Origin of the sequence: Stenotrophomonas sp. a6, assembly GCF_030913325.1 — a bacterium.
Taxonomy (GTDB): domain Bacteria; phylum Pseudomonadota; class Gammaproteobacteria; order Xanthomonadales; family Xanthomonadaceae; genus Stenotrophomonas; species Stenotrophomonas maltophilia.
On record NZ_CP133161.1, the window covers coordinates 3,300,983 to 3,320,855 of the forward strand.

At 66.7% G+C, this 19,873-nt stretch carries 14 protein-coding genes; 4 read left to right on the plus strand and 10 right to left on the minus strand.

Translation table 11 applies throughout. The features are described from left to right. Window positions 1-83 precede the first annotated feature (83 nt). Both Q9Q79_RS15275 and pilH read left to right on the plus strand, forming a co-directional pair. On the plus strand, window positions 84-1,079 hold the full coding sequence (locus Q9Q79_RS15275) for a YhdH/YhfP family quinone oxidoreductase (RefSeq protein ID WP_138970183.1): 996 nt from the start codon (window positions 84-86) through the stop codon (window positions 1,077-1,079). A gap of 88 nt (window positions 1,080-1,167) precedes the next feature. Beyond that, window positions 1,168-1,539 (plus strand): twitching motility response regulator PilH, encoded by a 372-nt coding sequence (pilH, locus tag Q9Q79_RS15280; RefSeq protein ID WP_005410644.1) that lies wholly within the window; start codon window positions 1,168-1,170, stop codon window positions 1,537-1,539. An 88-nt stretch (window positions 1,540-1,627) separates the two neighbouring features. Here the strand turns inward: pilH and Q9Q79_RS15285 are convergent, their stop codons facing one another. After that, entirely contained in the window at window positions 1,628-2,521 is an 894-nt protein-coding gene (locus tag Q9Q79_RS15285; protein ID WP_005410645.1) for a DnaJ C-terminal domain-containing protein, read from the minus strand. 260 nt (window positions 2,522-2,781) lie between these two features. On the opposite strand from Q9Q79_RS15285, the gene Q9Q79_RS15290 reads away from it, so the two are divergent. Both Q9Q79_RS15290 and Q9Q79_RS15295 read left to right on the plus strand, forming a co-directional pair. Next, complete coding sequence (locus Q9Q79_RS15290; protein WP_005410646.1) at window positions 2,782-3,264, plus strand: peroxiredoxin; 483 nt, start codon at window positions 2,782-2,784, stop codon at window positions 3,262-3,264. A gap of 29 nt (window positions 3,265-3,293) precedes the next feature. Beyond that, the gene (locus Q9Q79_RS15295) at window positions 3,294-3,869 is read left to right on the plus strand and encodes a ferritin-like domain-containing protein (RefSeq protein ID WP_005410647.1); all 576 of its coding nucleotides are present in this window, start codon (window positions 3,294-3,296) and stop codon (window positions 3,867-3,869) included. A 72-nt stretch (window positions 3,870-3,941) separates the two neighbouring features. Here the strand turns inward: Q9Q79_RS15295 and pbpC are convergent, their stop codons facing one another. From pbpC to prpB, 9 genes are all read right to left on the minus strand, one after another. Beyond that, window positions 3,942-6,323 carry a penicillin-binding protein 1C gene (pbpC, locus tag Q9Q79_RS15300; RefSeq protein WP_171956662.1) on the minus strand — a complete coding sequence of 794 codons (2,382 nt, stop codon included), beginning with the start codon at window positions 6,321-6,323 and terminating at the stop codon, window positions 3,942-3,944. Window positions 6,324-6,387: 64 nt separating this feature from the next. Next, window positions 6,388-11,295 carry an alpha-2-macroglobulin gene (locus tag Q9Q79_RS15305; protein WP_201864104.1) on the minus strand — a complete coding sequence of 1,636 codons (4,908 nt, stop codon included), beginning with the start codon at window positions 11,293-11,295 and terminating at the stop codon, window positions 6,388-6,390. Between the two features lie 163 nt (window positions 11,296-11,458). Further along, window positions 11,459-12,919, minus strand: a complete 1,461-nt coding sequence (locus Q9Q79_RS15310) for a bifunctional 2-methylcitrate dehydratase/aconitate hydratase (protein ID WP_012481005.1) — start codon at window positions 12,917-12,919, stop codon at window positions 11,459-11,461. A 124-nt stretch (window positions 12,920-13,043) separates the two neighbouring features. Beyond that, window positions 13,044-14,222 carry a 2-methylaconitate cis-trans isomerase PrpF gene (gene prpF, locus Q9Q79_RS15315; protein WP_043034518.1) on the minus strand — a complete coding sequence of 393 codons (1,179 nt, stop codon included), beginning with the start codon at window positions 14,220-14,222 and terminating at the stop codon, window positions 13,044-13,046. A gap of 3 nt (window positions 14,223-14,225) precedes the next feature. Beyond that, on the minus strand, window positions 14,226-14,588 hold the full coding sequence (locus tag Q9Q79_RS15320; RefSeq protein WP_005414161.1) for a type II toxin-antitoxin system RelE/ParE family toxin: 363 nt from the start codon (window positions 14,586-14,588) through the stop codon (window positions 14,226-14,228). Then, a complete protein-coding gene (locus Q9Q79_RS15325) occupies window positions 14,585-14,827 on the minus strand; it encodes a type II toxin-antitoxin system ParD family antitoxin (protein ID WP_005410653.1) in 243 nt (80 codons plus the stop codon). The genes Q9Q79_RS15320 and Q9Q79_RS15325 overlap by 4 nt, the downstream gene beginning before the upstream one ends. 100 nt (window positions 14,828-14,927) lie before the next feature. After that, window positions 14,928-17,546 (minus strand): Fe/S-dependent 2-methylisocitrate dehydratase AcnD, encoded by a 2,619-nt coding sequence (gene acnD / locus Q9Q79_RS15330; RefSeq protein WP_197613845.1) that lies wholly within the window; start codon window positions 17,544-17,546, stop codon window positions 14,928-14,930. A gap of 97 nt (window positions 17,547-17,643) precedes the next feature. Beyond that, entirely contained in the window at window positions 17,644-18,801 is a 1,158-nt protein-coding gene (gene prpC, locus Q9Q79_RS15335) for a 2-methylcitrate synthase (protein WP_005410655.1), read from the minus strand. A 36-nt stretch (window positions 18,802-18,837) separates the two neighbouring features. Continuing rightward, window positions 18,838-19,731, minus strand: coding sequence for a methylisocitrate lyase (gene prpB / locus Q9Q79_RS15340; protein ID WP_049404562.1), 894 nt, complete (start codon window positions 19,729-19,731; stop codon window positions 18,838-18,840). Window positions 19,732-19,873: the final 142 nt, after the last annotated feature.

Sequence of the window (19,873 nt, forward strand, 5' to 3'; positions counted from 1 at the left end):
TCATACAAGATGGGGCGGATCGGCAGGATCGAAAGGGGGGCAACGGGGTAAGGTGGCGTTTTCCTCGAAGTCAGGCAACGCCGATGGCCCCCACCACCCCGTTCACCGCCTTCCGCATCGAAAACGACGACGCCGGCTACCGCAGCGGCCTGGTCCGGCTCGGGGTCGACGACCTCAACCCCGGCCAGGTGCTGATCCGCGCCCACTGGTCCTCGGTCAACTACAAGGACGCGCTGGCCGGTACTGGAAAAGGGAAGATCCTGCGCCGCTTCCCGCTGGTGGGCGGCATCGATGTGGCCGGCACCGTGGTCGCCAGCACCGACCCGGACTGGCGTGAAGGCGACGCGGTGCTGGCCACCGGCTGCGGCCTCAGCGAGACCCGCGACGGCGGCTACAGCCAGTACGTGCGGCTGGAATCGCGCGCGGTGATCGCCCAGCCGGCCGGGCTGACCCCACGCGAGGCGATGGTGCTGGGCACCGCCGGCTTCACTGCGGCGCTGGCCCTGCTGCGCATGCAGGACAACCGCCAGACCCCGGAACTCGGCCCGCTGGCGGTCACCGGTGCCAGCGGCGGTGTCGGTGCGCTGGCGCTGTCCATCTTCAGCCGTGCCGGCTACAGCGTGCACGCGGTCAGCGGCAAGCCGGACCAAGCAGGATTCCTGCGCAGCATCGGCGCCACCGAGGTACTGCCGCGCGAGGCGCTGGCCGACACCGGCGCGCTGCAGTCGGCCCGCTTCGGGGGTGGCCTCGATAATGCCGGAGGCGACATGCTGGCCAGCCTGCTGGCGCAGACCGTGCCCTACGGCAGCGTGGTCAGTGCCGGCCTGGCAGCCAGTCCGACGCTGGACATGACGGTGATGCCGTTCATCCTGCGCGGTGTCTCGCTGCTGGGCGTGTCCTCGGCCAATGCGCCACGCGGACTGCGTGAGGAAGTGTGGTCGCGGCTGGGGAGTGACTGGAAGCCGCAGCGCCTGGACCGCATCTGCACCGCCGAAGTCGGCCTCGATGGCCTTCCTGCCGTGTTCGAACGGATGCTGGCGGGCGGTTCGCTGGGTCGCACCGTGGTGCGGATCGACTGAACGTCGCAGGCAGGCGACGGACGGCAGACGCGGCCCTCCCGCCGGTAATGGGCCCGCACTACACTGCGGGCATTACATGGGGAACAACATGGCACGCATTCTGATCGTCGACGACTCACCGTCGCAGCTGTTGGGGATACAGCGCATCGTCGAGAAGCTCGGGCACCAGATCCTGACCGCCACCGATGGCGCCGCCGGGGTCGAAACCGCCAAGGCCGAGCTACCCGACCTGGTCCTGATGGACGTGGTGATGCCCAACCTCAACGGCTTCCAGGCCACCCGTACCCTCGCCCGCGACGAGGCGACCCGGCATATCCCGGTGATCCTGGTGACCACCAAGGACCAGGACACCGACCGCATGTGGGGCATGCGCCAGGGCGCCAAGGCCTACATCACCAAGCCGTTCTCGGAGGACGAGCTGTCCGAGGTGCTGGAGCGCGTGTTCGCGGGCCAGGGCTGAGACGCGCGCGGTAGTGCCGGCCGCTGGCCGGCAACCACCCATCACCGTCCAGGGCAATGAAGTTGCCGGCCAGCGGCAGGCACTACCTTCAAATGGTCTCGCCGAACGCCTTGGCCAGATTGCGGTACGCCTTCTTCTGCGCCTCATCGGTCGCAGCCGGGGCCACGATCTCGATCTCGACGATCTGGTCGCCATCCGGGTTGCCCGGCAGGCCACGCCCGCGCAGGCGCAGCTTGCGGCCGGCATCGGAATCGGCCGGAATCTTCAGTTCCACCGCACCACCCAGGGTCGGCACGCTGATGCTGGTGCCCAGCGCGGCCTGCCACGGCGTGAGCGGCAGCGTATAGAGGATGTTGCGGCCATCGACCTCGAACTGCGGGTGGGCAGCGTATTCCACTTCCAGCAGCAGGTTGCCGCCATGGTTGCCCTGCCCTGCCAGGCGGATCACCTGGCCCGGGCGGATGCCCTTGGGCACGCGCACGTCCAGCTGCTTGCCGTTGACGGTGATGCGCAGGCTGTCGCCGCTGTAGGCCGCTTCCAGTGGCACCGACAGCTTGGCGCGGGTATCGCGGTTGGGCGCATGGCCCTGGCTGCTGAAGCCCGGACCGGCCCCCGCGCCCGCTCCACCGCGCTGGCGCGCGAACAGGCTTTCGAAGAAGTCGCTGAAGCCGCCGTTGGGGCCGCCGCCACCGAACACTTCCTCGAAATTGAAACCACCGGCGCCGCCGTAGTTCGGCGGCACGTTGAACTCCTCGCCCGGGCGATAGCCCTGCGCGCGCAGCTGGTCGTAGGCCGCGCGCTTTTCCGGATCACGCAGCGCCTCGTAGGCCTCGTTGACCGCCTTGAACTTGTCTTCGGCCCCAGCCTCCTTGCTGACGTCCGGGTGGTACTTGCGTGCCAGCCGGCGGTAGGCGGTCTTGATCTCCGCCTCGCCCGCGCTCGGTTCCACCCCCAGGGTGGCGTAGTAATCCTTGAATTCCATCCAGCTACCTCGATTCGCTTCGGCCGCGCCGGTGGCGCCGCCCCGGGTTCATTCTACGCGCCTGCGAGGCTACGCCGCCCCTCGTGCGGCCCCGGTGAGGCCGACTGATCCTGCGCAATGCGGCTGCCATCCCCGTGCGCCACGCTGTGGCTGGAAGCCCCTGCCACAAAGCCGGAAGATGGGGCCTGCACACCGGGTTTCCAATGTCTTGACGCCCCTGTCCCATCCGGCCCACTAGCCTGCCCCAGCAAGGAGTTCCCATGACCATCCATGTCGGCGACCGCATTCCGGAAGTGACCCTCAAGCGCATCCGCGAGGGCATTGAAACGCTTGATACGCATTCGTTGTTCGATGCGCGCAAGGTGGTGCTGTTCGCCGTGCCCGGCGCGTTCACCCCGACGTGCTCGGCACGTCACCTTCCCGGCTACGTCGAAAAGTTCGAGGCCTTCCGCCAGCGCGGCATCGACGTCTACTGCATGGCCGTCAACGACCCGTTCGTGATGAAGGCCTGGGCCGCCGACCAGAGCGTGCCCGACGGCCTTCTGATGCTGTCCGACGGCAATGCCGAGCTGACCCGCGCCCTGGGTCTGGAGCTTGATGCGAGCGCGTCAGGCATGGGAATCCGCTCGCGTCGTTTTGCCCTGTACGTCGACGACGGCGTAGTTCGAGAGGCCTGGGTTGAACAGCCCGGCCAGTTCGAAGTGTCTTCGGCCGAGTACGTGCTGGAGCATCTCCCCACCTGATTCCCCACCGCAGAAGGAAACGGCCAGCCATGTCCAGCAAGCCAGCCAAAGCCAGCAAGCCCGCCGCAAACGTTCCTGGCATCAGCGATCGCGCAACCCTGCGCGAGCGCGCCCGCCGCAACCTCGAAGACGGCGCGATCACAGACAGCTACAGCGCTGACCGCGAGGTGGTGATCAAGCTGCTCAACGACGCACTGGCCACCGAGTACGTCTGCGTTCTGCGCTACTACCGGCACTACTTCATGGCCAAGGGCATGCTGGCCGACGCGGTCAAGGCCGAGTTCCTGGAACATGCACAGCAGGAACAGGCGCATGCCGGCAAGCTGGCCGAGCGCATCGTCCAGCTGGGCGGCGAGCCGGATCTCAACCCGGATACGCTGACCGCGCGTTCGCACGCCGAATACAAGGAAGGCAGCGACCTGCGCGACATGGTGCGCGAGAACCTGGTGGCCGAGCGCATCGCCATCGACAGCTATCGCGAGATGATCAACTTCATCGGTGACCGCGATACCACCACCAAGCGCATCCTTGAAGAGATCCTGGCGCAGGAAGAAGAGCACGCCGACGAGTTCGCCGACCTGCTGGATGGGTGGATCGGGGAATAGCGGCCCCGCATACGCCTTGGCAGATGCCCACCCTGGTGGGCGCATTCATCGCGTGCCAACCAAGGTTGGCACCTACCGCAGGACGTTGAACCTTACCTGTGTCCAAGCGCCATCGGCCGCCAGCGCGGTCAAGGTGTGCGCGCCCGGCTCGGCGAACTCGCGCTGCATCAGCTGCGCACCGCGCGTCTGTGCGATCCAGCGTCCATCGAGCAACCAGTCCACCGCCTGCTCGCTGCCCAGCGCGCGCAGCTGCAGGCGTACGCCATGTTCCGAATTCGGCGCGCGCGCCAGCGTGGCGCCATCGTTGAGCCCATCGATGTGCAGCGCAACGCTGGCCTCGCGGCCATCATCACGGCAGTCCGGCGACAGCGCCGGCAGCTGCGAGGCTTCGCGCGTGGCCTTGGACAGCCACGGCGACAGCAACGCTGGCCAGCGCGCGATCTCGCGCGCGACTTCTTCGTGCGGCAAGCGGCAATCGGCTGACACGCGCAGACCGGTACGCGCATCGGCAAGGTAGCGCTGCCGACCCGGTTGCCAGCGCCGTGACTCGCGTTCGGGGAAGGTCGGTGGTGCCGCGCCTTCCAGCAGATAGGCTGGCATCAGCCGCTGGCAGAGCGCAGCAGGCAGGCCTTCGGCACGCTCACCGGTCGGCCAGCAGATGTCTTCCTGGCTGACGCTGGCCGGCATCGGTGCAGCGGCCGAGTCACCGCGCTGGCGCGGCAGGCTGTCCACCACCTCGAACATCAGCGGCAGCGCGGTCACCGCGCCGTACTGGCCCGGTAGGGGTGTGCCGTCCGGCCGACCCACCCACACGCCCACGGTGTAGTGGCGGGTGCTGCCAATCGCCCACGCATCGCGGTACCCGTAGCTGGTGCCGGTCTTCCACGCCACGCGCGGGCGGCCACCGACATCGAACGTCCCGACGCTATACCCCGGCCGCGGATTCGATTCCAGCATCTCGCGCACGATCCAGCTGGCGCCCGGCGAGGCCAGGCGCCGCTCGATCATCGGTTCGTCATCGGTGTAGCGCACGCGCCCGGCGATGCCGTTGCGGTTGAGCGCGGCGAACGCACCGACCAGATCTTCCAGCCGCGCACCGGTGCCGCCCAGGATCAGCGACAGGTTGGGCGTGCTGCCCGGCGGGAAGCGCAGCTGGATGCCGGAGTGCGACAGGCGCGCAGCAAAGCGCGCCGGACCGACCCGCTGCAGCAGGTCCACCGAGGGCACGTTGAGTGACAGCCGCAGCGCGCTGGAGGCGCCGATCGGCCCATTGAAGGCCATGTCGAAGTTGCCGGGGCGGTAGCTGCCGAAACTCTGCGGCGCATCGACCAGCAGGCTTTCCGAATGGATCAGGCCATCGTCCAGCGCCATTGCATACAGGAACGGCTTGAGCGTGGAGCCGGGCGAACGCCAGGCCTGCACCATGTCCACGTGGCCGAGCCGCTGGCGGTCACCGAACGCCAGCGTGCCGACATAGGCACGCGCCTGCAGGGTCTGGTTGTCGACCACCAGCAGGGCCGCCGAGGTGCGCTCGGGCAGCGTGGAGAAGTAGCTGGCCACGCGCTCTTCCAGGGTGCGCTGCAGGCCGATGTCGATACTGCTCTGGATGCGTGCCTGGCCCGGATGCGCCGAGTGCAGGCGCTGTGCCAGCAACGCGGCATGCAGCGGCGGCCGCAGCGAGCGTGCGACCACGTTCTCGATGCGCGCATCTTCCACTTCTTCCGCTGTCCACGCGCCCAGCTCGGCCATGCGTGACAGCACCTTGTCGCGCGCCTTCTGCGCCGCTTCCGGATGGCGGTCCGGGCGCAGCCGGCTCGGCGCCTGCGGCAGCACCGCCAGCAACGCGGCCTCGGCATGCGACAGCTGCGCCGCCGGCTTGCCCAGGTAGGCCCAGCTGGCCGCTTCCACGCCCTCAATGGTGCCGCCGTAGGGTGCGCGCTCCAGGTACAGGGCCAGGATCTGCTGCTTGCTCAGGTGCACTTCCAGCTGCACCGCACGCAGCATCTGCTTGAGCTTGCCCCAGGGCGTGCGCGTATGCGGATCGAGGATGCGTGCGACCTGCATGGTCAGGGTCGAGCCACCGGACACGATGCGACCACCGCGCAGCAGCTGGCCACTGGCACGCAGGATCGCCAGCGGGTTGATGCCCGGATGGCGCCAGAACCAGCGGTCTTCGTAGGTCAGCAGCGCCTGCAGGTACAGCGGCGAGACGCTGTCGGTCGATGCCGGATAACGCCACACGCCCTCGGCATCGGCGAACGCACGCAGCGGCGTGCCATCGGCAGCCACCACCAGGGTGCTGGTATCGCGTTGCTTCGGCAGCGGCGGCGGGAAGGCGAAATCCAGCACCAGCAGCAGTGCCAGCGTGGCGGCCGTACCCCAGCGCAGCCACGGCCACAGCGGCCGCAGCCGGCGGCGCAGGGCCGCCAGCCGGGTCGTCATCGTGTTCGTCATTGCAGCGTGCCGCATTGGAGCTTGCCAGCTGGACGGGCCGCACCGTCGCGGCCCGTCCGCGCGGTCACGGCTGTACCACCGTGATCGTGGTCGGGTTGCTGCGGCCGACGCCGCGCAGCTGCGGCCGGTACATGTCCTCCACCAGCGGCGGCGGCACCGAGTAGGTACCCGGGGTCACCGCGCGCACCAGGTAGAACACGTTGGCCTTGCTGCCACGCGAGAGCTTCAGCGCGGCCACGTAGCGGTCGTCGCGGAATTCCTCGTGCTTGGTATCGGCGGCTTCACCCCGGTCGCTGATGGTGATGCCATCGACCACCACGTCGGCCCACTGCTTGGCATCGCCCAGGTTGAAGTTCTCGATCTCCAGGCCGGCCGGCAGCAGGTCGGTCAGCAGTGCATCGGGCATCGTGGTGTCAGCGGTGACGGTGACGCGCACGATCAGGGCTTCGCCTTCCTTCAGCGGCCGCGGCGACCACGGCTTGCCATCGGTGCCGTAGTAGCTGCGCTCGACGCCCAGCACGCTGTTATCCGGTGCCGGCGCGCTGCGCGGGATACCGGCGACGTCGATGCTGGCGAACATCGGCGGCTGGCCCTGCGGGGTGAAGCGCACGCCGCTGGCGAGTTCATTTGCACTGAAGTTGCGGCCGAACAGCTTGCGTTCGCCGATGGCTTCGGTGTTGCCACCGATCACCAGTTCACCGGCCACCAGCGCCTTCTGGTTGGCAGCAAGCGCCTTGCCAAGGCGGGCAATCGCCACCTGTTCCTGCGTGCTCAGCCACATCCAGCCGGCATTGCGGCGCGCATCCAGGCCGCGGCCGAGGTCAACCGCACGTGCATCCCAGGCCGGCTTGGCCAGCTTGTTTTCGTGGGTCAGCGCGATCATCAGCGCGTCATCACGGATCGCACTGCCGTAGTCGCCGAAGTACGACGGGCGTTCGCTGCTGGACTTGGCGAAGGCCGCGGCCAGCGCCGCCTGACCACGCTTGGCATCACCCTGCAACGACAGCGCCACGCCCAGGTGGACCAGCGACAGGCCGCCGACCGCCTTGCTGCGCTCGTTGTCGTACAGCGTGCGCAGGGTACCCAGCGGCGCACGGTTGACCCTGGCCAGCACGTAGCCCGAGTACGCCTGGTTGGCGAACTTCAGCTTCTCGCGGTCGTCCTGCCCATAGAACTGGTTGCCACCGGACAGCAGATCCTCGCTGAGGCGGTTGAGTGCCTTCTGCAGCACGTTGTCGGGCACTGCGAAGCCGGCGTCCTTGGCATCGAGCAGGAACTCGGTGATGTACGGGGTCAGCCACGGGTTCACGTAGCCGTCGTCACCCCACATCGAGAAGTTGCCATTGGCCACCTGCATCGACGCCAGGCGGCCAAACGCACCTTCCATGCGCTCGCGACGGGTCTTGGCATCCAGCCCGTCGGCACCGAGCATCGACGAAGTGGCCTGGTCCAGGATCAGCGCGGCGTAACCCTTGCTGGTGGTCTGCTCGGCACAGCCGTACGGGTAGTTCAGCGCGCCCTGCAGCGCACTGGCGAACGGGATCGGCGGCAGCGGGCTGACCAGCAGGCGGGCATTCACCGACTCGGCCATCAGGCCATCGGTCAGGCTGTTGTCGAGGCTGACCGCGGCCAACGGATCAAGCGTGCGCACCTGCGAACGCAGCACCTGCGGCCACGCCGCACGCACCGGCAGGTCGTAACGGCGATCGGCCTTGAAGCCGTTGCCGTCCACCCGCACCCGCACCTTGGCCACGCTGTGGCCCTCGCGTGCCGAAAGCGGGAAGCTCAACGTGGTCTTGGCATCGGCATTCAACTGCACGCTGCGGCTGCCTTCGCCCAGGTTCAGCGGTCCCTCGCTTTCCACCTTCACGTTGAACTGGCCCGGCTTGCCGGTGAAGTTCTGCACATCCAGGGTCACGGTGCTGCGGTCGCCCGGGGCGAGCACGCGCGGCATGCTGGCTTCAGCCAGGATCGGCGCGCGCACAACCGTTTCCACGTCGCGCTTGCCGTACTGGTCATCGCTGTAGACCAGTGCCGACACCCGCAGGGTACCGTTGAAGTCCGGCACCTTCAGGCGGATGCGGGCGATGCCCTTGGCATCGAGCTGCACCGGGCCAGAGAACAGGTCCACGGTCTGCACGCGCGCAGTCGGGCGCTTGGCCTGCGGCAACGCCTGCAGCGCCATGTCGCCACCGAACTTCAGCTTGCCGGCACCGCCGTCAAAGCTCTCGATCACCCGGCTGTAGATGTCGTAGGCATCGATGCCGAGGCGACGCTGGGCGAAGAAGTGCGCACCGGCATCGGGCACCGGGAAGCGGGTGATGTTGAGGATGCCCACGTCCACCGCCGAGACCGTGACGTGCGCCATTTTGCCGGCCAGCTGCGGTGCGCTGACCGTCACCGGCAGGTCCTGTTCCGGTCGCATCTGCTTGGGCGCTGCCAGGCCGACGGCCACGGTGCGCCCCTTGCGGTCCATCGGTACGTGCACCACGCCCACCGCACGGGCCGGGGTGATCTTGCTCGGCGCACTGCCGCCGCGGAACACCAGCGCGGTGATGTAGACGTCGTGGCGCTCCCAGTCAGCGGTGACCGGAATCTTGAAGGTCGAACCCGGCTTGGCGTCGATGTCCTGCACGTAGAGCATGCGGTCGGTCTCGACCATCAGGATGCCCTTGCCGGCGTGCGGCGGGGTCACCGTCACCTCTAGCGTGTCGCCTGCCTTGTAGCCGGTCTTGTCCAGGCCCAGCTTGATCTTGTCAGGGCGCGCGTCCAGGCCGCGGTTGTCATCCCCCCAGCTCCAGCCGGCGCGGAACGGGTAACGGCTGGTCAGGCCGGTGGACGGGTCGAACACGTCCACCCGGTACTCACCCCACTCCACCGGGAAATCGAAGGCGACCGCACTGCTGCCGGCATCGACGGTGCGGGTTTCCTTGTTCTCGAAACGACGGGTGAAATCGTAGTCCCAGCGGTTGTCGTTGAAGGTCCAGTGGTAGTCGCGCAGCTCGCGCACCAGAGTGATCTTCAGGCCCTTGGCCGGCTGCGGCGTACCAGCAGCATCCACGCGCATCAATTCGAAGCGCGCGTTGCCGTTGGAATCGGCACCGTCCTCCGGGTTGAACAGCGGGCGTACACCGACCAGGGCGTTGGCCGGCCACATCACCCGCTTCAGGGTACGGGTGACGGTGCGGCCACCGGTTTCATACAGGCTGCCGGACAGCACCACGGCAATCGGCGCCTTGGCCTTGGCCGCCTCTTCCGGCAGCGCCACATCCTCACGCAGCTGGCCGTTGCCCGGCAACGTGGTGTCGATCACGTCCTTGGCCTCGCGCGGCAGCTGCAGGGTCGGGTCACCGAAGAAATAGCCCGGCAGGCCCTCCACCGGCTTCTGTTCGGCGGCCACCGCCATACGTGCCGTGAAGCGGTTGCCATCGGCCGGTGCCCCGTACAGATAGGCACCATTGGCCTGCAGGCGCAGGTCCTCACCCGGCTTCAGCGTCTTCTGCGCGCTGTCCAGGTCCAGCTTCATGCGTTCCGGCAGGAACTCCTCGATGCGCAGGGTCATGCCCTGGATCGCTTCCTTGCTGGCCGGGTCGGTGCGGAACTCGATCTGCCAGCGCCCGGTCGGCGCCTCGGCGGGAATGACCTGCTCGAAGTTGATGTAGCCCTGGTCGCCCGGCTGCAGGCGGGTCTCGCGGAAAGTCTTGCCGTCGGGCTGCTTCAGTCGCAGGAACACCGGTTGCGCCTTGACCGGCTTGCCATCGTTGTCACGCAGCAGCGCGGACAGGCGCACGGTCTCGCCCGGGCGGTACAGGTCGCGGCCGGACCAGGCGTAGACGTCGAACCAGGCATTGTCACGGCCGGCCACGGCGAATTCGCTCAGGTCCAGCGCCGGCTGGTTGAACGGCAGGAAGCTGGTGTCCTTGCCAGTGCTGGCGACCAGCACGTGGGTGGCATCCAGGGTGTAGTTCAACAGCGCGTTGCCATTGCCATCGGTGCTGCCCTTCAGCACCACCTCGCCCTTGGCATCGAGAACCCGCAGGTCGATGCCCTTCAGCGGTGCGCCGTCCTTGAGGCCGGCGGTGTGCACGAACAGCTTGTCCTTGTAGGCGCGGGTATGCAGGCCGATGTCGCTGACCGAGAAGAACGCGGTATCGAACTCGCCCTCGTAGTCACCGGTGCGCTTGAGCAGGGCGAAGTACAGGCCCGGCTCCTGCAGTTCCTTGATGTCCTGGGTCGGCAGGTAGGTCAGCACCCGCTCGTTCTGCTTGCCACCCAGGATGAAGCGGTTGACGTAGACCGGCTCGGCCAGCTTGTTGATCGGGCTGCGCTCGTAGTCGCTGCTCAGCTCCCAGCTGCCACGGCGGCCTCCGCGCTGGTACTGGCTGAAGAAGGTCGGCAGGTCCTTCTCGCGCACGCGCAGGAACTCGACGTCGACCTCCGGCACGTTCACCGACACCACCGGCAGGCCACGGCTGTCCTTGGCCGGCAGCACGCTGCCCTGCGAAGCGAAGCCGACCACCGGCTTCAGCTCGCCGCTGAACACCTTCTGCTTCAGTTCCTTGCCCAGGCGGCTGCCATCGGCGGCCAGCAGGTCCGGCGAGACCACCAGGCTGAACTCCTTGCCGGCCTCGACGAACGGGTAACGGAGGGTCAGGCCGTCATCGGACAGCGTCCAGCTGCTGTCGTCGGTGCCGACCTTTTCCTCGAAGCGCACCAGTTTGTCGAAATCCTGGGTGCCGACGAGCGGGCGCGAGAACTCCAGCGCCAGCGACAAGCCGTCATTCTTCTGGTCCGGGTAGGCACGCAGCAGGGTGAACTCCTTCACCTGCTCGGCCTTGGTGGTGATCGCTTCACCGCTGGCCTTGGGCAGCTGCCCGCTGTCGTTGCGGCAGCTGGCCAGACCCAGCAACAGGCCTCCTGCCAGTACCGCCGCCGCCCATCCCCACCGCTTCCGCCGTGCCGGACCGCTCATGTCGTCACTCCTTGATCGAGGCGGCCATTATAGGCAGGCCGCGTCAAGGTGTTGACGCGATTTCGGCAATTGCCCCAGGCGCGGGTAGTGCCGGCCGCTGGCCGGCAACCGGCATGGCAGGTTGGATGGAATTGCCGGCCAGCGGCCGGCACTACCGATCGCCCTAGCCCGGCAGGTACAGGTCCACGTAGTCGGTCACCGGCATTGCCGCCAGGGCCACCGGGTCCAGCGATGCGGCCAGGATGCGCTGCTGCTGGCTGGTCGGGAAGCGGTGGGCCAAGTGCCGGCGGAACTTGTCCATCAGCAGCGGAATGCCTTCCTCGCGACGGCGGGCATGGCCGAGCGGGTACTCCACCAGCACCTCGGGCAGCTCGGTGCCATCGGTGAAGCGCACGCTCAGGCCGTTGGCGATGCTGCGCTTGTCAGGTTCCAGGTAATCGGCGCTGAGCTGCGGGTCTTCATGGCAGGTCATTTTCGCGCGCAGCGCATCGATGCGCGGATCCGCCGCCACATCGTCCTCGTAGTCCTCTGCCACCAGCCGCCCATGCAGCAATGCGATGGCGACCATGTACTGCACGCAGTGGTCGCGGTCGGCCGGGTTATGCAGTGGGCCCTGCTTGTCGATGATGCGGATGCAGGCTTCCTGGGTCCGGATCGCGATGTGCGCAATGTCCTCGACCCGCCGCCCCATCGCACGCAACTGCTGGTGCAGCATGACCGCGGCCTCCACTGCGGTCTGGCCGTGGAACTCGGCCGGGTAGCTGATCTTGAACAGCACGTTCTCCATCACATAGCTGCCTAACGGTCGCCCCAGCGTCAGTGCCTGACCGCGCATGGACACGGCCTCGAAGCCCCAGGTTGGCGCGCTGAGCACGCTGGGATAGCCCATCTCACCACTGGCCGCCATCAAGGCCAGGCGCACGCCACGGCTGGTCGCATCGCCGGCGGCCCAGCTCTTGCGCGAGCCGGTGTTGGGAGCGTGCCGGTAGGTGCGCAGCGCTTGGCCATCGACCCAGGCCAGCGACAGCGCATTGAGCATGCGCTCGCGGTCCAGCCCGAGCAGTTGGGCGACCACGGCAGTGGTGGCCACCTTGACCAGCACCACGTGGTCGAGCCCGACCCGGTTGAAGGAGTTCTGCAGCGCCATCACGCCCTGGATCTCGTGCGCCTTGATCATCGCCAGCAGCACATCGTGCACGGTCGGCGGCGGACGACGCAGGGCCTGCGCGTTGCGTCCCAGCCAATCGCAAACAGCCAAGATGCCGCCGAGATTGTCGGAAGGATGGCCCCACTCGGCAGCCAGCCAGGTGTCGTTGAAATCCAGCCAGCGCACCATTGCGCCGAGATTGAAGGCGGCCTGCACCGGGTCCAGCACGTAGTGCGTGCCCGGCACGCGCGCGCCGTTGACCACGCTGATGCCCGGCACCAGTGGACCGAGCAGCTTGCTGCAGGCCGGGAAAGAAAGTGCCTCCAGTCCGCACCCAAGCGTATCGAGCAGGCAGTGGTGCGCGGTCTGGAACGCCAGCGGTGAGTCGATGCGTGCGTCGCGCACGTAATCGACGATGTCCACCAGCAGCGCATCCCACGCTGCACGCTCGTTGGATGGGGTGTGGCTGTCGGACATCGTCAATCTCCTCGTTGCGGTGCACGGTTGCCCGTGCACCATGCCAACCAAGGTTGGCATCTACCAAAGCAATCGATCTCTGCGGCCCGGTAGTCGCCAACCTTGGTTGGCGTTTACCAACGCATCACTCGGCCGGTACCCGCACCTTGCCTTCCATCAATACGCGGGCGCTGCGGCTCATGATGGCCTTGGTCACTGTCCACTGGCCGTCAACGAGACCTGCCTGTGCACCCACGCGCAACGTGCCCGAGGGATGACCGAACGTCACCGCTTCGCGTTCGCCGCCGCCGGCGGCGCGATTGACCAGCGTGCCCGGGATCGCCGCCGCAGTGCCGATCGCTACGGCGGCGGTACCCATCATCGCGTGGTGCAGCTTGCCCATCGACAACGCGCGCGCATGCAGGTCGATCGCCGAGGCCGGGATGGCCTTGCCACTGGACGACACATAGTCCTGAGCCGGTGCAACGAACGCCACCTTCGGCGTGTGCTGGCGCGTCGCCGCGTCCTCCAGGTTCTTGATCAGACCCATGCGCAAGGCGCCGTAGGCGCGGATCTTCTCGAAGCGCTCCAGCGCTCTCTTGTCCTCGTTGATCGCCGGTTGCAGCTCGATACCGGTGTAGCCGAGGTCGGCGGCGTTGAGGAAGATGGTCGGGATGCCGGCGGTGATCATGGTCACCTCGAAGCTGCCCACGCCGGGCACGTCCAATGTATCGACCAGATTGCCGGTCGGAAACATCGCGCCCGCATCACCGTCATCGGACGGATCGATGAATTCCAGCTGGATCTCGGCCGCCGGGAAGGTCACGCCATCCAGCTCGAAATCGCCGGTCTCCTGCACTTCGCCATCGCGCATCGGCACGTGGGCGATGATGGTCTTGCCGATGTTGGCCTGCCAGATGCGTACGGTGCACAGGCCATCGCGCGGCACCCGGGCCGGATCGATCAGCCCATGGGCGATCGCGAACGGACCCACCGCGGTGCTGAGGTTGCCGCAATTGCCGCTCCAGTCGACGAAGGCGGTATCGATCGAGACCTGGCCGTACAGGTAGTCCACATCGTGGTCCGGCACCGAAGCGGTGGAGATGATCACGCATTTGCTGGTGCTGGACGTTGCACCGCCCATGCCATCGGTCTGCTTGCCATACGGATCGGGCGAGCCGATCACGCGCATCAGCAGCGCATCGCGTGCGGCGCCCGGCACCTGCGCGGCCTCGGGCAGGTCCTGCAGGCGGAAGAACACGCCCTTGCTGGTGCCACCGCGCATGTAGGTGGCGGGAATACGGAGTTGCGGGAGGAAGGTCATGGATCAGTATCCTGGATGCGACGAACCAATATCGGGGTTGAGCTTCTCGTCTTCGAACAGTGCTTCCATGCCCCGCGAAGCATTCCAGATGCGCACGATGGAAACGTGCGCAGGTAGCTCCACGTAGTAGATCAGGTAGCCGTTGAAGCGACGAACCGGATGAAAACGCAACGGCGCTGGCAGCGAGGGCAATAGACCCGCATGCAGTGCGGAACCAGCACCCGGGTGGGCCTCGATCAGCTTTACAACGGATTCCACCGCATCGATGAAGCCGATTTCCAGCACTTCTCCGCCCTGATCTGCATACCAGCCTGCGGCCTGGTCAAGATCTCGAACCGCTGCGGGGGACCAGTGCGAGGGCTTCACTTGCGGTTCCGTGCACGCTCACGCAGCTTGTCAAAGTGATCCGGCGCCAGAGGCGCCGAAGGTCCCGACGCCAGCCCCTCGGCAATCAGCTGCTTGAGCAGTTCTTCGGCCTTGCTGCGCTGGCGCTGGCGGATCAGGTCACGCACATAGTCCGACGTACTGGAGTAGCCGCCTTCGCGCACTTCTTCGTCCACGAACTGCTTGAGCGGATCGGTCAGCGAAATGTTCATGGTGGCCATGAAACTCTCCTTTGGCAGTTTTTGCCAAGCCAGTGTGCGCCCTGCCCTGGGGTCGGACAAGCCCGCCCCCGGCCTCCGGGGGCGGGCATTCAGCCGGCTATCACGCCACCTTGGCGCCTTCCAGGAAGTCCTGGGCGAAGCGCTGCAGCACGCCGCCGGCCTCGTAGATCGCCACTTCCTCGTCGCTGTCCAGGCGGCAGGTGACCGGCACCACCACATCCTGGCCGTCACGGCGGTGGATGACCAGGGTCAGCTCGGCACGCGGGGTACGCTCGCCGACCACGTCAAAGGTCTCGGTGCCATCGATCCCCAGGGTCAGCCGGGTGGTGCCCGGCTTGAACTCCAGCGGCAGCACGCCCATGCCGATCAGGTTGGTGCGGTGGATGCGTTCGAAGCCCTCGGCCACGATCGCCTCGACGCCAGCCAGACGCACGCCCTTTGCGGCCCAGTCACGCGAGCTGCCCTGGCCGTAGTCGGCACCGGCGATGATGATCAGCGGCTGCTTGCGCTCCATGTAGGTCTCGATCGCCTCCCACATGCGCATCACCTTGCCTTCCGGCTCCACGCGCGCCAGCGAACCCTGCTTCACGCTGCCGTCGTCATTGCGCACCATTTCGTTGAACAGCTTTGGATTGGCGAAGGTGGCGCGCTGCGCGGTCAGGTGGTCGCCGCGATGCGTGGCGTAGGAATTGAAGTCCTCTTCCGGCAGGCCCATCTTCGCCAGGTATTCGCCGGCGGCACTGGACGCCAGGATCGCGTTGGACGGCGACAGGTGGTCGGTGGTGATGTTGTCCGGCAGCACCGCCAGCGCGCGCATGCCTGCCAGCGTGCGCTCGCCGGCCAGTGCGCCCTCCCAGTACGGAGGACGACGGATGTAGGTGCTCTGCGGGCGCCAGTCGTACAGCGGGCTGACCGCGGTGCCGTGCTCCACGCGCACGTTGAACATCGGGTTGTAGACCTTGCGGAACTGCTCGGGCTTCACCGAGGCCTTCACCACCGCGTCGATCTCGGCATCGCTGGGCCAGATGTCCTTCAGGCGCACTTCGTTGCCGTCGGCGTCCACGCCCAGCACGTCCTTCTCGATATCGAAGCGGACGGTGCCGGCGATGGCATAGGCGATCACCAGCGGCGGCGACGCCAGGAAGGCCTGCTTGGCGTACGGATGGATGCGGCCATCGAAGTTGCGGTTACCCGACAGCACGGCCGTGGAATACAGGTCACGGTCGATGATTTCCTGCTGGATCTTCGGATCCAGCGCACCACTCATGCCATTGCAGGTAGTGCAGGCGAAGGCGACGATGCCGAAGCCGAGCTGCTCCAGGTCCGGCAGCAGGCCGGATTCTTCCAGGTACAGCTGGACGGCCTTGGAACCCGGCGCCAGCGACGACTTCACCCACGGCTTGCGCTGCAGGCCACGCGCGTTGGCGTTGCGCGCCAGCAGAGCTGCGGCGATCACGTTGCGCGGATTGGAGGTGTTGGTGCAGCTGGTGATGGCCGCGATGATCACCGCGCCATCGGGCATCAGACCCTGCGCCTGCTCGGCCTTGCCCGCTTCCAGCTTGGCCTCGTCGGCGATGCCGCGCTCGGCCAGCTCGGCAGTGGCCACGCGCTTGTGCGGGTTGGACGGGCCAGCCATGTTGCGCACCACGCTGGACAGGTCGAAGCGCAGCACGCGCTCGTACTGCGCGGTCGCCAGATCGTCGGCCCACAGACCGGTGGTACGTGCGTAGTTTTCCACCAGCGCTACCTGCGACTCCTCGCGCCCGGTCAGGCGCAGGTAATCGGTGGTCTGCGCGTCGATGTAGAACATCGCGGCGGTGGCCCCGTATTCGGGGCACATGTTGGAGATGGTGGCACGGTCACCGATGGTCAGTGCCGCGGCACCCTCGCCGAAGAATTCAAGCCACGCGCCGACCACGCGTTCCTTGCGCAGGAACTCGGTCAGCGCCAGCACCACGTCGGTGGCGGTGATGCCCGGCTGCGGGCGGCCAGTCAGTTCGACACCGACGGTGTCGGGCAGGCGCATCCACGACGCGCGGCCCAGCATCACGTTCTCCGCTTCCAGACCACCCACACCAATGGCGATCACACCCAGCGCATCCACGTGCGGGGTGTGGCTGTCGGTGCCCACGCAGGTATCCGGGAAGGCCACGCCGTCCTGCACGTAGATCACCGGAGACATCTTCTCCAGGTTGATCTGGTGCATGATGCCGTTGCCCGGCGGAATCACATCCACGTTCTGGAATGCCTGCTTGGTCCAGTCGATGAAGTGGAAACGGTCTTCATTGCGACGATCTTCGATCGCGCGGTTCTTCTCGAACGCCTGCGGATCGAAACCACCGCACTCCACCGCCAGCGAGTGATCGACGATCAGCTGCACCGGCACAACCGGGTTGACCTTGGCCGGGTCGCCACCCTTGTCGGCGATCGCATCACGCAGGCCGGCCAGGTCCACCAGCGCGGTCTGGCCGAGGATGTCGTGGCAGACCACGCGCGCCGGGAACCACGGGAAATCGAGGTCGCGACGGCGCTCGATCAGCTGCTTCAGCGAATCGCCGAGCGTGGCCGGATCGCAGCGACGCACCAGGTTCTCGGCCAGCACGCGCGAGGTGTACGGCAGGGTGGCGTAGGCGCCGGGCTGGATCGCATCGACAGCGGCACGCGCGTCGAAATAATCCAGCGCGCTGCCGGGGAGGTTCTTGCGGTAATCGGTATTCATGGGCTGGCGGAGTACTTGGGGCGGGCCGGGTGCCGGCGGTGCGGCGGCGAAAGCACCCGGCCGGCACGCGGCCGGCCGGATGGGTACGGCAGGTGGATCAGACGCGCTTGTCGATGGCGACGAAGTCGCGGTCTTCCGGACCGATGTAGTTGGCGCTTGGGCGGATGATCTTGCCGTCGATACGCTGCTCGACGATGTGCGCGCTCCAGCCGGCGGTGCGGGCGATCACGAACAGGGGAGTGAACATCGCGGTCGGCACGCCCATCATGTGGTAGCTGACGGCGCTGAACCAGTCCAGGTTCGGGAACATCTTCTTGATGTCCCACATCACCGATTCCAGGCGCTCGGCGATGTTGTACATCTTCATGCTCGACTGCTCTTCGGACAGCTCGCGGGCCACGTCCTTGATCACCTTGTTGCGCGGATCGGAGACGGTGTAGACCGGGTGGCCGAAACCGATCACCACTTCCTTGCGCTCGACGCGGGCCTTGATGTCTTCCTCGGCCTCATCGGGACTGTCGTAGCGCTTCTGCACTTCGAACGCCACTTCGTTGGCGCCGCCGTGCTTCGGACCGCGCAGCGCGCCGATGCCACCGCAGATTGCGCTGTACATGTCGCTGCCGGTACCGGCGATGACGCGGCAGGTGAAGGTCGAGGCGTTGAACTCGTGTTCGGCGTACAGGATCAGCGAGGTGTGCATCGCCTTCACCCACGACTCCTGCGGCTTCTCGCCATGCAGCAGGTGCAGGAAGTGGCCGCCGATCGAGTCATCGTCGGTTTCCACGTCGATGGCACGGCCGTTGTGGCTCCAGTGGTACCAGTACAGCAGCATCGAACCGAGGCAGGCCATCAGCTTGTCGGCGATGTCACGCGCGCCCGGATGGTTGTGGTCGTCCTTCTCCGGCGCCACGCAGCCGAGCACGGACACGCCGGTACGCATCACGTCCATCGGGTGTGCCGACGGCGGAAGCTCTTCCAACGCCGCCTTCACCGCAGCAGGAATGCCACGCAGCGACTTCAGTTTGGCCTTGTACGAAACCAGCTCGGCGCGGGTCGGCAGCTTGCCGTGCACCAGCAGGTAGGCGATTTCCTCGAACTCGCTGGTGTTGGCCAGGTCCAGGATGTCGTAGCCGCGGTAGTGCAGGTCGTTGCCGCTGCGGCCCACGCTGCACAGCGCGGTGTTGCCGGCGGCGGTGCCGGACAGGGCGACGGACTTCTTCGGCTTGAAGGTCGGGGTTGCGGTCGTATCGTTCATGTTTCCCTCCGAAAACTTGATGGTGCAGGGTACTGCTTATTTCTTGGCGGCGAACAGTGCATCGAGCTGCTGCTCGAAGGCGTGGTAGCCGATGCGGTCGTAGAGTTCTTCGCGGGTCTGCATGGTGTCCACCACGTTGCGCTGGTGGCCATCGCGACGCACCGCCTGGTAGACGTTCTCGGCGGCCTTGTTGGCGGCGCGGAAGGCCGACAGCGGGAACAGCTGGATCGCAACGCCGGCAGAAGCCAGTTCATCGCGGCTGAACAGCGGGGTGGCGCCGAATTCGGTGATGTTCGCCAGCACCGGCACCTTCACCGCGTCGACGAAGCGGCGATAGGTGTCCAGGTCGTAGGCCGCCTCGGCGAAGATGCCGTCGGCACCGGCCTCGACACAGGCGATGGCGCGCTCGATGGCCTTGTCCACGCCGTCCACCTGGATGGCATCGGTACGCGCGATCAGGAAGAAGTCCGGATCGGTCTTGGCATCGGCAGCCGCCTTCACGCGGTCGACCATTTCACCCTGCGAGACGATTTCCTTGCCCGGGCGGTGACCGCAGCGCTTGGCGCCGACCTGGTCTTCGATGTGGCAGGCGGCCGCGCCGGCCTTGATCAGCGACTTCACGGTGCGCGCGATGTTGAACGCGCTCGGGCCGAAGCCGGTGTCGATGTCGACCATCAACGGCAGGTCGCAGACATCGGTGATGCGGCGCACGTCCACCAGCACGTCTTCCAGGGTGTTGATGCCCAGGTCCGGCAGGCCCAGCGAGCCCGCGGCAACACCGCCGCCGGACAGGTAGATGGCGCGGAAGCCGGCGCGCTTGGCCAGCAGGGCGTGGTTGGCGTTGATCGCGCCGATCACCTGCAGCGGCGATTCGGCAGCCAGCGCCTCACGGAAGCGGGCACCGGCGGAGAAAGGAGTGGAAGCGGTCATGCGGCAATCCAGGTTGAAGTACGGGATAGAGAGCGCAAACACCATGCCAAGCTGCAAGCCGTTGATTTCACGGGAATGACGCCCACGCAACAGTGAAACATATGAAACATTGAAACAGATGTATCATGAAACATCCCGTCCA

Coding starts and splice junctions, on each gene's coding strand:
- Q9Q79_RS15275 (WP_138970183.1), top strand. CDS start 84: ATGGCCCCCACCACCCCGTTCACCGCCTTCCGCATCGAAAACGACGAC.
- pilH (WP_005410644.1), top strand. CDS start 1,168: ATGGCACGCATTCTGATCGTCGACGACTCACCGTCGCAGCTGTTGGGG.
- Q9Q79_RS15285 (WP_005410645.1), bottom strand. CDS start 2,521: ATGGAATTCAAGGATTACTACGCCACCCTGGGGGTGGAACCGAGCGCG.
- Q9Q79_RS15290 (WP_005410646.1), top strand. CDS start 2,782: ATGACCATCCATGTCGGCGACCGCATTCCGGAAGTGACCCTCAAGCGC.
- Q9Q79_RS15295 (WP_005410647.1), top strand. CDS start 3,294: ATGTCCAGCAAGCCAGCCAAAGCCAGCAAGCCCGCCGCAAACGTTCCT.
- pbpC (WP_171956662.1), bottom strand. CDS start 6,323: ATGACGAACACGATGACGACCCGGCTGGCGGCCCTGCGCCGCCGGCTG.
- Q9Q79_RS15305 (WP_201864104.1), bottom strand. CDS start 11,295: ATGAGCGGTCCGGCACGGCGGAAGCGGTGGGGATGGGCGGCGGCGGTA.
- Q9Q79_RS15310 (WP_012481005.1), bottom strand. CDS start 12,919: ATGTCCGACAGCCACACCCCATCCAACGAGCGTGCAGCGTGGGATGCG.
- prpF (WP_043034518.1), bottom strand. CDS start 14,222: ATGACCTTCCTCCCGCAACTCCGTATTCCCGCCACCTACATGCGCGGT.
- Q9Q79_RS15325 (WP_005410653.1), bottom strand. CDS start 14,827: ATGGCCACCATGAACATTTCGCTGACCGATCCGCTCAAGCAGTTCGTG.
- acnD (WP_197613845.1), bottom strand. CDS start 17,546: ATGAATACCGATTACCGCAAGAACCTCCCCGGCAGCGCGCTGGATTAT.
- prpC (WP_005410655.1), bottom strand. CDS start 18,801: ATGAACGATACGACCGCAACCCCGACCTTCAAGCCGAAGAAGTCCGTC.
- prpB (WP_049404562.1), bottom strand. CDS start 19,731: ATGACCGCTTCCACTCCTTTCTCCGCCGGTGCCCGCTTCCGTGAGGCG.